Genomic DNA, 14,559 nt, shown 5'->3' with positions numbered 1-14,559 from the left:
ATTTGTTATATTGATTTATATTTTACCAATCATCCTGCTTACTGGTTAACATCGCTTATAACGTCGTTAGATATGTTGAAGGTAGAACAACTCGCTCGCTGCAATTTCTGCCTTATTCTAAGCGATTTTCCTATGCAATCTCTGACTCACTTATTTATTCTGATTGGTATTAACGCTAATCTTTAAAAGTATGTCGTGGGTATTTTTAATATTTCAAACGAGTATTAATATTTCAAGCTAAAAAATCCCCTGCAAAATGGCAGGGGATTTTTGTTGATGAGCTCAATGGCCCATCAAGTAAGTTGCTATACTATTAACGTTTTATTGCTTCATGTTCAGCAGTAACGGCAATTTCTTCTTCAAGTGCTTGCTCTTCACTGTCATGCTTGCTTTCTGCGCCGTGCATCCAGTCAACCAATTTGTCTGACATTAAATATAAGATAATACCAGAGATAACAGCAGTGATTGCGATACCCGCGAAGATAGCCATAGCGTTTGCGAGCTGCTCTTCAACTGCGCCGCCATGGCCAATTAACGAACCTACTAAGCCGCCAATTTTGTTTGCAGCAGCAATAAATAGGAACCAAGCACCCATCATTAATGAAGCGATACGCAGTGGAGCAAGCTTAGTCACCATTGATAAACCAATAGGTGATAAACATAGTTCGCCCATGGTGTGGAAAAAGTAAGCTCCCACTAACCACCACATGCTTGATTTAGCTGATGCGTCACCGCCCATTTCTAAAACCGCACCAATCATAAACAAGAAGCCAACGGCTAAAAAGAACAAACCGAGGGCAAACTTAACTGGAGAGTTTGGTTCATTTTTACCCAGCTTGACCCAAATTGAAGCGATGACTGGAGCAAATAATACAATAAACATGGCGTTAAGCGATTGGAACCAGGTTGTTGGGACTTCCCATGAGCCAATCATACGATCGGTGAAGTCGTCGGTGAACAAGTTCATTAAACCACCGGCTTGTTCAAACCCAGCCCAGAAAATAATCGTGAACAGACCCATCACCATGATCACTTTAATGCGGTCACGTTCAATTTTGGTTAATGGTTCTTTACGAGTTTCACCTTTAGCTTCGTTCTTGCTTTGTTCAAGTTTAGCTGCAGGTACAGTACCGATATTGCCAAGTAGCTTTTGTGCAAATAGGAATTGGATAATTAACGAGGCAATCATACCAATACCAGCACATATAAAGCCTGCTTGGAAGTTACCATCGTAGGCCGCAACAACAGAACCTACTACAATACCTGACAAAAATGCGCCAACGTTGATACCCATGTAGAAGATTGTAAAAGCACCGTCACGACGATGATCGCCTTCTTGGTACAAATCACCCACCATGGTTGAAATGTTTGGCTTAAATAGACCGTTACCTAAGATTAAGGTACCTAGGCCTAGATAAAACATCTCAATTTCCATACCTGGTACCCAAGCATGTGGCGTACCTAATAAGAATTGACCAGCAGCCATCAAAAAGCCGCCTATGTAGATAGCTTTACGCTGACCTAAATAGGTGTCAGCCAACCAGCCACCTAAAAGAGGGGTTAAATAGACCAGACCTGTAAATGTACCATAAAGTGAAATGGCATCAGCTTGTGACCAACCAAGACCATGTCCGCCTTCACTTTGCACTTTATCAACAAGATAAAGTACCAAAATGGCGCGCATAGCATAGTAACTAAAGCGTTCCCATAATTCCGTTGTAAAAAGTAAGAACAACCCTTTTGGGTGTCCAAACATGGTTCCTTCTTGTTTTGCTTCACTCATTAAGTGTTCCACCTTAAGCTTGTGATTGCCTGTGCGAAATTGTCGACACAGAAATTATTTGTTTGCATTAATCGCCTTGCAGTGCCATTAATATTAACCCTCTACAAAGAAAGAGTAATTAAAGAAAAACACCGCTGAGCGACTTAAATTGGTTAATTTTTATAAGAGATTATGTCATTTTGATGCTAAACACTGACCAAACACCAAAAAGCTAACCTTATATACCCTTTTAGAGGCGATAAAGTCAATGTTAATGCGGGGATCCGCGGTCTTTACCCTGTTAGAAAGTGTGTCTGAGTAAAAAATAAAAAGGCTTTTATGTTAGTAAGTTGTAATATTTTGTGTGTAAAGTAGACGCTAAGTAGGTTAGGTTTTTTGAATCGTGGCCGATAATAATGTAGCGGCTTAATAACAATTGTTTAATGACAGTAATGCAAGGTATTGATTATTAAGTATTGTCTTTTAATTTTGTCGGTAACCAGTTAAAATACGCTTTATTAACAGTTCTCGATACTATGTCGAAGGGGTTCTTATGACTATCGTTCGTACTTTGACATTGGTCATACTCAGTTTATTTATCCCCAGTGCTTTTGCGTGGGTTGATACCGATTTTGATGGCGTGCCAGATAAAAAAGATGCCTGTAAAGATACACCAATTAATACCATTGTGATGGCAAACGGATGTGTTGATACTGACATTTTAGTTGTTGATGAAGATGGTGACGATGACGACGAGTTTGATGAAGGCGAAGTGGGTGCAACAGTTACCAACAATGCTGCGTTAATTGCAGAGCAATGTCGACTTCAGCCAGATGTTACCGTTGCAGCAGATTGTTTTGGTTCGATTCTTCAGCCAGTGTATTTTGATTTTGACAAAGCCAACGTGCTGTTAACTCAGCGCCCTACACTTGTTAGAGTTCAGCAATATATTGCACAGCATCCTCAAGTGAAAGTTCGTTTAGAAGGGCACACCGATATTATTGGTAGCGAAGCGATCAATATGGCGTTATCACTTAAGCGCGCGGTGGCAATTAAAGATTTGTTGATAAATGATTATCAATTTCAACCAACCTCTATTGAAGTTGTTGGAATGAGTAACAAAAAGCCTGCAGCGGATAATGCCACAGTAGAAGGGCGACAACGTAATAGGCGTGTGGAGTTTATCATTACGGCAGAATGATTCTGCTTATTTAAGGGAGAAAAAAATGGAAAACCTAGAAGGTTTAGATGGTCTTATCGAGCAAGCACCAGAGTTTTTTATGACTTATGGTCTTAAAGCGTTAGCTGCGATTGTAATCTTTATTATTGGTAAATATTTTGCTGGAGTTGCAAAACGTTTAACCGTGAAATTGCTTGAAAGTCGTAAAGTTGATGCAACAGTCGTATCATTTGTTGCTAACCTAGCCTGGGCGCTAGTGTTTGTATTTACTATTATCGCTACACTTGGCCAAGTTGGCGTACAAACCGCATCGCTTGTTGCTGTTATTGGTGCTGCAGGTTTAGCCGTTGGTTTAGCACTTCAAGGCTCGTTATCAAACTTTGCCTCTGGCGTATTGATGGTGTTGTTCCGTCCATGTCGTGTAGGTGACTTTATTGAAGCTGCAGGCATAGCGGGTGTGGTGGATGAAATTACTATTTTCTCTACGCGTTTACGTACCGGCGACAACAAAGTGATTATTGCGCCTAACTCATCAATTATGAACGGTACTATCACTAACTATTCTGCGTTAGAAAAGCGTCGTATCGATTTAACGATTGGTGTGTCTTATACCGCTGATATTGCAACAACCAAAAAAGTGATCGCAGATGTGCTTGATAACAATGCATCAGTATTAAAAGATCCTGGTTACACAATTGGTTTAGCGGAGCTTGCTGACTCGTCAATTAACTTTGTGGTTCGTCCTTGGGTGAGCACCGCAGACTATTGGCCAGTGCGCTTTGAATTGCTAGAACAAATCAAGAATGCTTTAGACGCTGCAAACATTGAAATTCCATTCCCACAAATGGATTTACATGTAAAAGAAGTTCCAGCAAAATAATTTGCAGCCACGTTTTTATAAAAAAACCAGCATTTGCTGGTTTTTTTATATTCTACCCAATCTATTTTGTCACTTAGGTGTACAAAACATAATTTGAATAGTTTAAGGAGTGTGTATGAAACTACTTTCTACTCTTGCAGCGTTAGCGCTGTTGTCTACCTCTGCAGCGAACGTGTATGCAGGTGAGCGAACCATGATCACTATGGGAGGCAATCCTGTTGCCCTTGAAGGCCAAATCCCAAGCGTTGGAACACCGGCTCCTTTATTTAAAGTGGTTGATGAGAAGTTTACCCCGATTAGTTTAAGTGACTTTAAAGGCAAAACGGTTTTAATTAGCGCTGTTCCTAGCCTAGATACCGGCGTTTGTGCCTTACAGACTAAACGTTTTAATAAAGAGTTTGCTCAATTTAGTGCAGATGTTGTGATGCTTACCATAAGTGAAGATTTACCTTTTGCACAAAAACGGTTTTGCCAGACAGAAAATGTGGACAAAATCAGAGTGTTGTCTGATTCTGTATGGCGTGATTTTGGTGAAAAGTATGGTTTGTTAATCAAAGATCGTGGTTTACTTGCTCGCTCAATATTTATTATTGATGCGCAAGGTATTTTACAGTACCACGAGCTTGTTAAAGAAGTGAGTGAGCATCCCGATTACGATGCCGCACTTAATGCGCTGACTGAGATAGCTGCAAATTAACAACTAGCTGAGTATACAATGATAGATTTTCGAAGTGATACCGTAACCAAACCGACACCTGCGATGCGTGCGGCGATGGCAAAGGCTGAAGTAGGCGATGATGTGTATGGCGATGATCCTACGGTTAATCGTTTGCAAGATATGGCTGCTGACATGTTTGGTTTTGACAGTGCGTTGTTTGTCAGCTCTGGAACACAAGCAAACTTATTGGCGTTAATGGCTCATTGTGAACGTGGCGATGAGTACTTATGTGGTCAACAAGCTCATAATTATAAGTTTGAAGGTGGTGGCGCTGCAGTTTTGGGCAGCATTCAGCCTCAACCTTTGCCTAATCAAATGGATGGCAGTATTTTACTCAGCGACATTGAGGCAGCAATTAAACCCGATGATATTCACTTTGCCCGAACACGTTTGCTAAGTTTAGAAAACACCATTGGTGGTAAAGTACTTAGCCAAGACTATTTAGCAAAGGCGCAGACATTGGCTTTTAACCGTGGTCTTAAAATTCACCTTGATGGTGCGCGTGTTGCAAATGCTGCTGTTGCTCAGGGCATAGCGATTGCTGATATTACTCAGTATTTTGATTCTGTATCTATTTGTTTATCAAAAGGCTTGTGCGCGCCAATTGGCTCAATTTTGTTAGGTGATGAGCGCTTGATTGCAAAGGCAATCCGCTGGCGGAAAATGCTTGGTGGTGGTATGAGACAGGCTGGGATTATTGCTGCTGCCGCAACACTTGCAATAACCGATCAAGTCGAGCGTTTGGCTGATGATCACGACAATGCAAAAAGGTTAGCCATGCTGCTGACCCAAGTCGATGAGATAGACGTTGACGTTGAGCAAGTTCAAACCAATATGGTGTTTGCCAAGCTTGCCGATAATATCAATCCTAAACGCCTCGCAGACGCATTATTTACAAAGGGAATTTTGATCAGTGCTAGCCAACAACTTCGTCTTGTAACTCATAATGATATCAGTAAACAAGATATCACCACTTTTGTGCAACAACTCAAGCACGCTATCGTAAGCGTTAAGTAAAATTGTATATACCAAGATGACAAAGATGCTGATGGCGTCTTTGTCTTTTTTTGGTGCGTAATTGCATTTTATTCGGGCAATTTGGGGTTTTATAAAAAAGGTGTAATTATAAGTTATTGTATTATTTATTTAAAATAGTTGGCCTAAACGTTGCTACCCATTAAGTGGTATATGCCTGGTGGCATAAAATTAATGGATTAACACACGAGGTCATCATGAAATATTTTACACGTCATATGGTTATGCCAATTAACTTAAACAGCAGTCAAAGTTTATGTTGTGGTCAATTGTTAAGCTGGGTCAATGAAGAGGCGTCTATTTTTGCCAGTTGCCAGATGCGTAGCCAATTTCACATTGCAAAAGTGATTTCAGAAATTAACTTTATGGCGCCAGCCTATGTTGGTGACATTATTGAATTTGGTTTTGAGTTGGTCAGTTTAGGGCAAAGTTCGGTTACTGTTCGTTGCAAAATCCGTAATAAAGTCAACCATGCTCCCATCGCATTTATTGATAAAATGGTGTTTGTAAATATCAACGAAAATGGTTTACCAATTCCCCACGGAATGCGTGCTAATGCGGCTTAAACCGACAAAAAAGGAGCAAATAAAGTGACTTATTTGCTCCTTTAAAGACTTAAATTTGGGCATTTCCCCAAAGTGATGTTTATTCTACTTTTGCAATTCGATGTTGATAGTCTTCAATTAAATGCTGCATGATTGCGTTGGGTGATGCTTCTTGGCAGCAGTTGTCTAGAAATATTTTGAACGTAACTAATGCATGTCCATCGTGCTTTAAGCGGCTGCTTTGCATCGCAAAATATGCTTCTTCGTTATCGGCTTTTCTGACAACAAAATCATCGAGTTCAAACGATTTTGTCCCTGAAAGGTTGTGCCATTTGGTGATGCGGTTTAAAGCGATTTCACAAGACTGGTTTACTTCTATGTGGTTAAGCCATGTTGCAGGTTGTTCATTTTCTTTATAGTGCGGGCATCGAACGGTGTAATTATATACATGAGTAATTGCTGTCATTATTTACCTACCTATTCGCTATCTAAGTGACTTCATCATAGTCCTTATTTTTTATGTTGGTCAATGCTTATTTCAAGAACTTAGACCTATGCATCACTTTTTACTAAATTATAAATAACCTATTGTCAGTATTGAATATTTGCTTTAAAGCTTGAGTGGTTGTCGACATCATCAACGATAAAAAATAACCGCGCTATCAGGTTGTTGATAGCGCGGTTAATCATACTAAACCTATGTCTTTATAGTGCATTGGTAAAAATTTGACAGATCTCTTCATGGGTTGCTTGCTTAGGATTAGTAAATCCACAAGCATCTTTTAGGGCGTTTTCAGCAAGCGTTGGGATATCTTCAGCTTTTACACCAAGCTCTGTTAAATTTGCTGGAATATTCACTGCACAAGATAACGCTTTAATTGCATCAATCGCTGCATTAGCTCCTTGCTCTGGGGTCATAGTGCTAACGTTTACTCCCATTGCTTTTGCAACATCACTTAAGCGTTGAGGTACAACTTTTGCGTTGTAGGTTTGCACATGAGGTAACAGTAATGCGTTACATACACCATGTGGTAAATCATAAAACCCACCTAATTGATGAGCCATAGCATGCACATAACCGAGGCTAGCATTATTAAATGCCATGCCAGCTAAAAACTGTGCATATGCCATATTTTCACGTGCGGTTATATCGTCGCCTTGTTTAACGGCATTAACCAGGTTTGCGTTAATTAGCTCTATTGCTTTAATGGCGCAAGCATCGGTAATCGGGTTGGCTGCGATAGAAACATAAGCTTCTATTGCATGGGTGAGCGCGTCCATTCCTGTAGCAGCAGTTAATGATGCCGGTTTTTCTAGCATCAGTTCAGGATCGTTAACTGACAAAATAGGTGTGGTGTTTTTATCTACAATCGCCATTTTAATGTGTCTTGCTTCGTCTGTAATAATACAAAAACGAGTCATTTCACTTGCAGTACCTGCAGTTGTATTAATTGCTACAAGCGGCATTTGTGGTTTTTTAGAAACATCTACACCTTCATAATCTTTAATCTGTCCACCATTGGTCGCCACGAGTGCAATGCCCTTTGCGCAATCATGAGGTGAACCGCCACCGAGTGAAATGATAAAATCACATTGGTGAGTGTTAAGTAATGCTAAGCCTGCTTCGACATTGCCCATTGTTGGGTTAGGTTGTACGCCGTCAAAAATAACCACGTCAATTCCCTGGGTGTTAAGCTTATCTTGTACCCTTGCTACAAGCCCAATATTGACTAATGGTTTATCAGTAACGATTAATGCTTTTGTAAAGCCGAGTGCTTTAATGTCATTGATTGCCTCATCCACGCTGCCTTGGCCAAGAATATTGACGCTTGGTATAAAGAATTTAGTCGCCATAAGTTGTACCCCTGTATGTTAATTTTAAATTTTTCTGTAGTAAAAATACCAATATGGCAGAGAGTATTGTGTGATATACCTCTAAAGATAGATCTGCAACGCACGTAATGTAGGTGTTTTTACTACACATTCGATATTTAGCCGTTGATTTGTGATCTCAAGCAGCTGTGATGGGCGTAATAGGGCGTATTTATTTTTGTCGATTCGTTTAGCTAGTGTTATGACAAGTTATATAAAGCGAACAACAGTTATTTTAAATGGGGCTTATTATTACACCTACTGGCAAAGCCGTATGCTTGAAAGGGGCGTTTACACAAATGTTTTGCTTTGGCTTATTTGCATCAACCCTGCACTGTGCATAAGCACTTTGATAAGGTGCTTTTTTAATTTGAACATAATGTAATGGCGTAACATAAATACGCTCTTGTAACGTTTAGGTCTTTAATGGGATTTATTTATATTTCTTCATACGGTATAAATAGCAAAAGAATCATGTCATTTGTTTGATTCTGCTACACTAATTAATGACCGCTTGGATGCAAATAAGTATGTCAAGGAAGCCTAAGGAAATGTGTAGATGCTAAATCTGAATGTGTTGTTCTCTTTTTTCGAAAATGCAGTGCTGTTATTAGCGCTGGTGTACCTTTATTCACTGTTTCCAGCTCAACAACGTCATGCTCATTTGCTACTTTGGCGGGTTAGTATGGGGGTGATCATTGGTGTCATTGGCGTGATTATTATGATGAATCCATTGGTTTTCCAGCAAGGGCTGCAGTTTGATACCCGCTCCGTTTTATTGTGTTTATCTGGGCTTTTTTTTGGCTTTATTCCCACTACTATTGCTGCAATTTGTATGGCTTTATACCGTTATAGTCTCGGTGGTATAGGCGCGCTCGTTGGTATCGCTATGCTGTTTTGTAGCGGTATGATCGGTGTTATTTGGCGTCATTATCGTAAAAACCAGCTTGATCAAATTAGTCTCTTAGCCTTTTATGTTTTCGGCATTTGTGTACACGCTTTTTTATTATTATCTCTGGTGTTTTTGCCGCGAGAACAAGCAATCGATGCCCTTTTGAGTATTGCTTTACCCATGCTCATTATATTCCCATTTTTGACCATGGTAGTAGGGCATCTATTGACTCAAATAGTGTTTAGAGAACGCGATGCCCAACTTAAATTGCAGGAAGATTTACTTTATAGAAATCAATATGATATTGGTAACATTGGCATTTCTATCACGTCAAAAGCTAAGTACTGGCTCAAAGTTAACCCATATTTATGCCAAATGTTTGGATACAGTGAGAGTGAATTAAAAACCCTGACTTGGGCAGAACTAACTTACCCAGACGATTTAAATAAAGAACTACTTTTATTCGACAAGATGGTTAAAGGCGAAATTGATGAGTACGAAATGGACAAGCGATTTGTGGCTAAAGACGGCTCTATTGTTTACACCCACATCACCATAGCTTGTAAGCGCAATGTCGAAGACAACGGTTTTTTAGTGATTGCCGGTTTTCTTGATATTACTAAACAAAAGAAGGCAGAACAGGCTTTGCTGCAAAGTAAAGAGCAGCTAGATTTAGTACTTGATAGCAGTGAATTAGGTGTATGGGATTGGAATATTGACAACCAAACCATGAAAATCAACCGTTACAGTGCAGATATTTTGTGCTGTTCGATGGCGACATTGAATCAATCTCCTAAAACTTGGCTAGATGCCATTCATCCAGGAGACAAATTTAGGTTTTTGCGCTCAATAAGCAATATCCGCAAGGGGCGATGTATTAGCCAAAGGATTGAATATCAACTGACTAACTTATTTGGTGAAACCCGATGGATTTTACAAACGGGTAAAGTGGTTGATATTGACGAAAAGGGTAAACCGCTTCGCGTGTGTGGCACCTTGAATGACATTACCGATATTAAGCAAGCGGAGGAGACACTAAGCGTTGCCGCATCGGTATATCAAAACTCCAGTGAGGCAATGAGCGTCTTTACTTCAGACGGTACAATTATTGATTCTAATCCGGCATTTTCGTTGATCACAGGATTTAATAAAGAAGAAATTAAAGGCAAAAATTTACGGGTGTTTCAATCTGAGTTGCAGTCGCAAACGTTTTACGCACAACTAGATAAAAAGCTTAAACAACTTGGCCGTTGGCAAGGCGAAGTGTGGATGCGCCGTAAAAATGGTGAAAACTACCTTATTTTGTTAACCATTAACTCCGTTTTTCAAACAAGGGCCAAGTCTGCTCGGTTTGTGGCATTATTTTCTGATATTACCGAGAAAAAACAAACAGAAGAATTAATTTGGCGGCAGGCAAACTATGACGCACTTACAGGCTTGCCAAACCGAAGAATGTTGCTCGAATTTTTAAGTAAAGAAGTGCTCCACAGTGACCGACAGCACAATCACTTTGCTTTAATGTTTTTAGATTTGGATTACTTTAAAGAAATTAACGACACATTAGGCCACGATATGGGGGATGTGTTGTTATTAGAAACCGCTGAGCGCCTTAAAGCCTGCGTGCGCGAGTCTGACGTTGTGGCACGTTTAGGTGGGGATGAATTTACCATAGTGTTAACCAATCTTGATGATAATCATGGTGTTGAACGAGTTGCTACTCACATTCTTAAACGTTTAGCCGAACCTTACACGCTAGGTGAACATACTGCCTATATTAGTGGCAGTATTGGTATTACCTTGTTTCCTGATGATGCCATCACCACAGAAGCGTTACTGAAAAATGCAGATCAGGCGATGTATTCAGCGAAAGCACACGGGCGTAATCGGTTTAATTATTTTACACCAGCAATGCAAAATGATGCGCAAAAACGCATGCAATTAGTCCAAGATCTTAAAAACGCCGTGTTGCAGGGGCAATTTGAATTATATTATCAGCCTATTATTGAGTTTAGTACTGATCGCGTTGTAAAGGCGGAAGCGCTTATCCGCTGGAAACATCCCACTATGGGGTTTGTGCCTCCAGCGGAGTTTATTCCAATTGCTGAAGAAACCGGAATGATTATCGAAATTGGTAATTGGGTATTTGCAGAGGCTGTTGCTCAATCGGCCAAATGGAAAAAACAATTTAATATGGATATTCAAATCAGTATCAATAAATCGCCGATACAGTTTAGGGATGAAACGACAGATGTTAACGACTGGTTGTCGCAAATGGCTGAGCTTCAGGTGGATGCCAAAAATATCTGTATTGAAATTACTGAGGGGTTATTACTGGAAAAAGAACAAAATGTGGAAGCCAAGTTGTTGGCTTATCGCGATGCAGGGCTTGAAGTGTCGTTAGATGATTTTGGTACTGGATATTCATCTTTATCTTACTTGCGTAAATTCAGTATAGATTACCTTAAAATTGACAAGTCTTTTGTTAATAACCTTACTCCTGATAGCAATGATTTAAGTTTGTGTGAAGCCATTATTGTCATGGCACATAAACTGGGCATAAAAGTCATTGCTGAGGGTATTGAAACTGAGCAGCAGCGAAATTTACTTGAGTTTGCAGGTTGTGATTATGGCCAAGGTTATTTGTTTTCACCTGCCTTGTGTAGCGATGAATTTGAACAACAATTTATCCGCTCAGTCATTAAGCCCATGCTCTTAACTGATTTGGTTACGCATTAATTTACCTGAACTTCTGGATAACAAGCGTCTTTTAACAATTCTTTGTGATTCTAACTGCATTGCTCGTTTACAATAAAAACTAGGGCATTTTTATCTTTGTTGAAAATTATGCAGTTGGTTTTTTCTGTCAGACAATTGCAAATGAACGCCATTTAGCTGGCTAAATAAGTAAATTAGTGTGCAGTATGGCTTGAAAATAGCCTCAGCCCGTCGAGTTAAGGCTAACGTTGTTTTATACCGCGTTGAATAATCTCGATGTAGGGCAATTATGCCTAGCGCTATTCTTAAAGCTATGCTCATCACTAAGCCCATCACTAAGCCCATAACGAGCCCTACAATTATGAGCACGGCTATGCTCATCAACATGCCCAGGCTAAGCTCGGCTGTGCTCACCAAAAAGCTCACGGCTATGCCCACAGCAATGTGTCTTGCCTAAAGCCATTTTTGCTCTGAACATAAAAAATAAACAAAGATCAAACCGCCCTAGTATACAATAGTGGTCTATTTTATTGTTTATTGAGTCTGTTATGTCATTTTCTTCGCTAGGGTTATCGCCATTACTGTTAAATGCTGTTGAACCATTAGGTTATCATACAGCGACTCCTGTTCAACAAGCGGTTATCCCCCTAGCGCTCAACGGGCGCGATATTTTAGCCAGTGCAGAAACAGGCACCGGCAAAACAGCAGCGTTTGCGCTGCCATTGTTACACCAATTAATAGCATCACAATCGGCGCAAGCCTTAAGCCCTGTAGCAAGGTTGCGGGTGCTTATTATGACGCCCACACGTGAGCTTGCTATTCAAATTGAACAAAATCTTATTCAGTATGGCCAATTTTGCGATGTAACGAGTTTAGCGATTTATGGCGGCGCCAGTATTAATCCGCAACGTAAAGCATTAGAGCAAGGTGTTGATTTGCTAGTTGCCACGCCTGGGCGCTTATTTGACATTATTGGACAGCATGAATTAGATCTTTCGTTTGTGACCCATTTGGTGATTGATGAAGCTGACCGCATGCTTGATTTGGGGTTTGTTAAAGATATTGAAAAAGTAAAACGCTTAATTGCCAAGCAACATCAAACCATGATGTTTTCGGCCACCTTTTCTGAAGAGGTAAAAAGCCTTGCTGCAAAAATGCTTATCGAACCTGAATATATTCACGTTGAAACGCAAACTACAGCCGCGAATGTGGCTCAACAAGTTTATAAAGTAGACACTCGTCGTAAGGCCGAATTACTTTCTGAGTTGATTGGAAAGCATAACTGGCAGCAAGTGATGGTATTTACCAGCCGCAAAGAAACCGCTGAACATTTGTTTCGTGAATTGTCTTTAGATGGTATTAAATCTGCTGTATTTCACGGAGATAAGAGCCAGGGGGCTCGTAATCGCGCGCTTGAAGAGTTTAAAGCAGGTCAGCTGCGTGTGTTGATTGCTACCGATTTGGCCGCACGTGGCTTAGATATTCAAGCCTTGCCTCGGGTAATCAATTTTGAATTGCCTGAAGAGTGTGAGGATTATGTTCACCGAGTTGGCAGAACCGGCAGAGCAGGGCTTGCTGGTGAGGCCATTTCATTAGTCAGCCCACAAGAACTTGAGTTATTAAGTCAAATTGAACAATTGATTGGCCAATCTTTAGCTATGCAAGTTCCTAATGGCTATGAAGAAGGCGCCCCTTTACCGGCAAGATACCGTGACATTAGCCCAGATAAACCGAAAAAAGTATTTAAACATCGCCGAGGAAAACCATCACAAGGCGATGTGAAACCGAGCCGTAAAGGCAAATACGCTAAAGCGAAAAAATGATAACAAAACCGATAAAGACCAACATTATTACTGGATTTTTAGGCGTTGGTAAAACCACGCTTATTAAAGCCCTATTGGCCCATAAACCCAACAATGAAGTTTGGGCTGTGTTAGTGAATGAATTTGGTGAAATAGGGATAGATGGTGGCTTATTAAATAGCGCCTCAGATGCAGCCAGCGTGGTGATTAAAGAAGTGCCAGGTGGTTGCCTTTGTTGTGCAGCAGGTGTGCCAACGCAAGTGGCGATTAATCAAATTATTCAACAGGCTAAACCTGATAGATTATTGATTGAGCCAACAGGGCTTGGCCATCCTGCTGAAATTGTAAAGCTGTTACAAGCGCCACATTTGCAAAATATCATCACATTGCAAACCAGTCTTTGTCTGGTGGATGCCCGTAAAGTCAGTGATAGCCGTTATTGCAACCATGACATATTTATACAACAGTTGCAGATTGCTGACACTGTGATAGCTAACAAAGCTCAACATTATGATGAGCAAAATCTGCCAAATTTAGTGAACTTTATGACGGCGTTAGGCCGGGCAGACACTGCCATTATGCTTAGCGATAATCACTTTATTCACGCCTCGCAAGTCGAGCAAATTGTCGCTTTGCTTAATCAGCCCAGCCACCGCGCTCAAATGCAGGTTGCAGCCGCTAAGCCTCCCAGTATGCTTGCGCGTTCTGCTGAGCCATGGTTTATGCCACAGGTGGGCGCCACCTTGCTTGATAATGAACTGCAACAACAGCTTGCCGTGCAGGGTTATGTTTACAAAACCAATCAAGGCGAAGGCTGCTACAGTTATGGCTGGATTATCGATAGTCAGCAACATTTTGATTTTGAACTGTTTATGGACTGGGTTGACTCGGTTAAATCGCTAGCCGTACTGAGGTTAAAAGCCATTGTCATCACCTTTGACGGTATTTTGAGTGTTAATATGGTGGATGATAAGCTAACCCTGGATGAATTAGATGACGCGCTTGACTCGCGCATTGAAATTATCAGCGATAAACCGCTCGATGGAGATCTGCTTCAACAACAGCTTTTTAGTTTTTATTGATGTGATTAGCGCAATAAAAAATGGGCATTGATATAACATCAATGCCCATTTTGCTTTGTGCTTTTTAACAAAGGCT

11 protein-coding genes are annotated in these 14,559 nt (G+C 40.5%); 8 read left to right on the top strand and 3 right to left on the bottom strand.

Going from position 1 to position 14,559, the window contains the following annotated elements; translation table 11 throughout:
* Positions 1–313: 313 nt before the first annotated feature.
* On the bottom strand, positions 314–1,783 hold the full coding sequence (locus IEW93_RS02985) for a peptide MFS transporter (protein ID WP_188736776.1): 1,470 nt from the start codon (positions 1,781–1,783) through the stop codon (positions 314–316).
* A gap of 532 nt (positions 1,784–2,315) precedes the next feature.
* On the opposite strand from IEW93_RS02985, the gene IEW93_RS02980 reads away from it, so the two are divergent.
* The 5 genes from IEW93_RS02980 to IEW93_RS02960 all read left to right on the top strand — a co-directional run bounded on the left by IEW93_RS02980 (position 2,316) and on the right by IEW93_RS02960 (position 6,141).
* Complete coding sequence (locus tag IEW93_RS02980; protein ID WP_188736774.1) at positions 2,316–2,963, top strand: OmpA family protein; 648 nt, start codon at positions 2,316–2,318, stop codon at positions 2,961–2,963.
* A 25-nt stretch (positions 2,964–2,988) separates the two neighbouring features.
* Positions 2,989–3,822 (top strand): mechanosensitive ion channel family protein, encoded by an 834-nt coding sequence (locus IEW93_RS02975; protein ID WP_188736772.1) that lies wholly within the window; start codon positions 2,989–2,991, stop codon positions 3,820–3,822.
* A gap of 115 nt (positions 3,823–3,937) precedes the next feature.
* Positions 3,938–4,519: a thiol peroxidase gene (gene tpx, locus IEW93_RS02970; protein ID WP_188736769.1), complete on the top strand. Its 582-nt coding sequence runs from the start codon at positions 3,938–3,940 to the stop codon at positions 4,517–4,519.
* 18 nt (positions 4,520–4,537) lie between these two features.
* Entirely contained in the window at positions 4,538–5,557 is a 1,020-nt protein-coding gene (gene ltaE, locus IEW93_RS02965) for a low-specificity L-threonine aldolase (protein WP_188736767.1), read from the top strand.
* Between the two features lie 215 nt (positions 5,558–5,772).
* Complete coding sequence (locus tag IEW93_RS02960; RefSeq protein ID WP_188736765.1) at positions 5,773–6,141, top strand: acyl-CoA thioesterase; 369 nt, start codon at positions 5,773–5,775, stop codon at positions 6,139–6,141.
* A 79-nt stretch (positions 6,142–6,220) separates the two neighbouring features.
* Here the strand turns inward: IEW93_RS02960 and IEW93_RS02955 are convergent, their stop codons facing one another.
* Both IEW93_RS02955 and yiaY read right to left on the bottom strand, forming a co-directional pair.
* Complete coding sequence (locus tag IEW93_RS02955) at positions 6,221–6,586, bottom strand: cytoplasmic protein (RefSeq protein ID WP_188736763.1); 366 nt, start codon at positions 6,584–6,586, stop codon at positions 6,221–6,223.
* 239 nt (positions 6,587–6,825) lie between these two features.
* A complete protein-coding gene (gene yiaY / locus IEW93_RS02950) occupies positions 6,826–7,974 on the bottom strand; it encodes an L-threonine dehydrogenase (RefSeq protein WP_188736761.1) in 1,149 nt (382 codons plus the stop codon).
* Between the two features lie 577 nt (positions 7,975–8,551).
* Here yiaY and IEW93_RS02945 point away from each other — a divergent pair.
* The 3 genes from IEW93_RS02945 (at position 8,552) to IEW93_RS02935 (ending at position 14,483) form a co-directional block, all read left to right on the top strand.
* A complete protein-coding gene (locus IEW93_RS02945; RefSeq protein WP_188736759.1) occupies positions 8,552–11,620 on the top strand; it encodes an EAL domain-containing protein in 3,069 nt (1,022 codons plus the stop codon).
* Positions 11,621–12,147: 527 nt separating this feature from the next.
* Entirely contained in the window at positions 12,148–13,422 is a 1,275-nt protein-coding gene (locus IEW93_RS02940; protein ID WP_188736757.1) for a DEAD/DEAH box helicase, read from the top strand.
* Positions 13,419–14,483, top strand: coding sequence for a CobW family GTP-binding protein (locus IEW93_RS02935; RefSeq protein WP_188736755.1), 1,065 nt, complete (start codon positions 13,419–13,421; stop codon positions 14,481–14,483). The genes IEW93_RS02940 and IEW93_RS02935 overlap by 4 nt, the downstream gene beginning before the upstream one ends.
* Positions 14,484–14,559 lie beyond the last annotated feature (76 nt).

Source organism: Shewanella inventionis (genome assembly GCF_014641855.1).
GTDB lineage: Bacteria > Pseudomonadota > Gammaproteobacteria > Enterobacterales > Shewanellaceae > Shewanella > Shewanella inventionis.
Note: the sequence above shows the minus strand (reverse complement) of the source record. Positions and strands in the feature narration are given on the sequence as shown.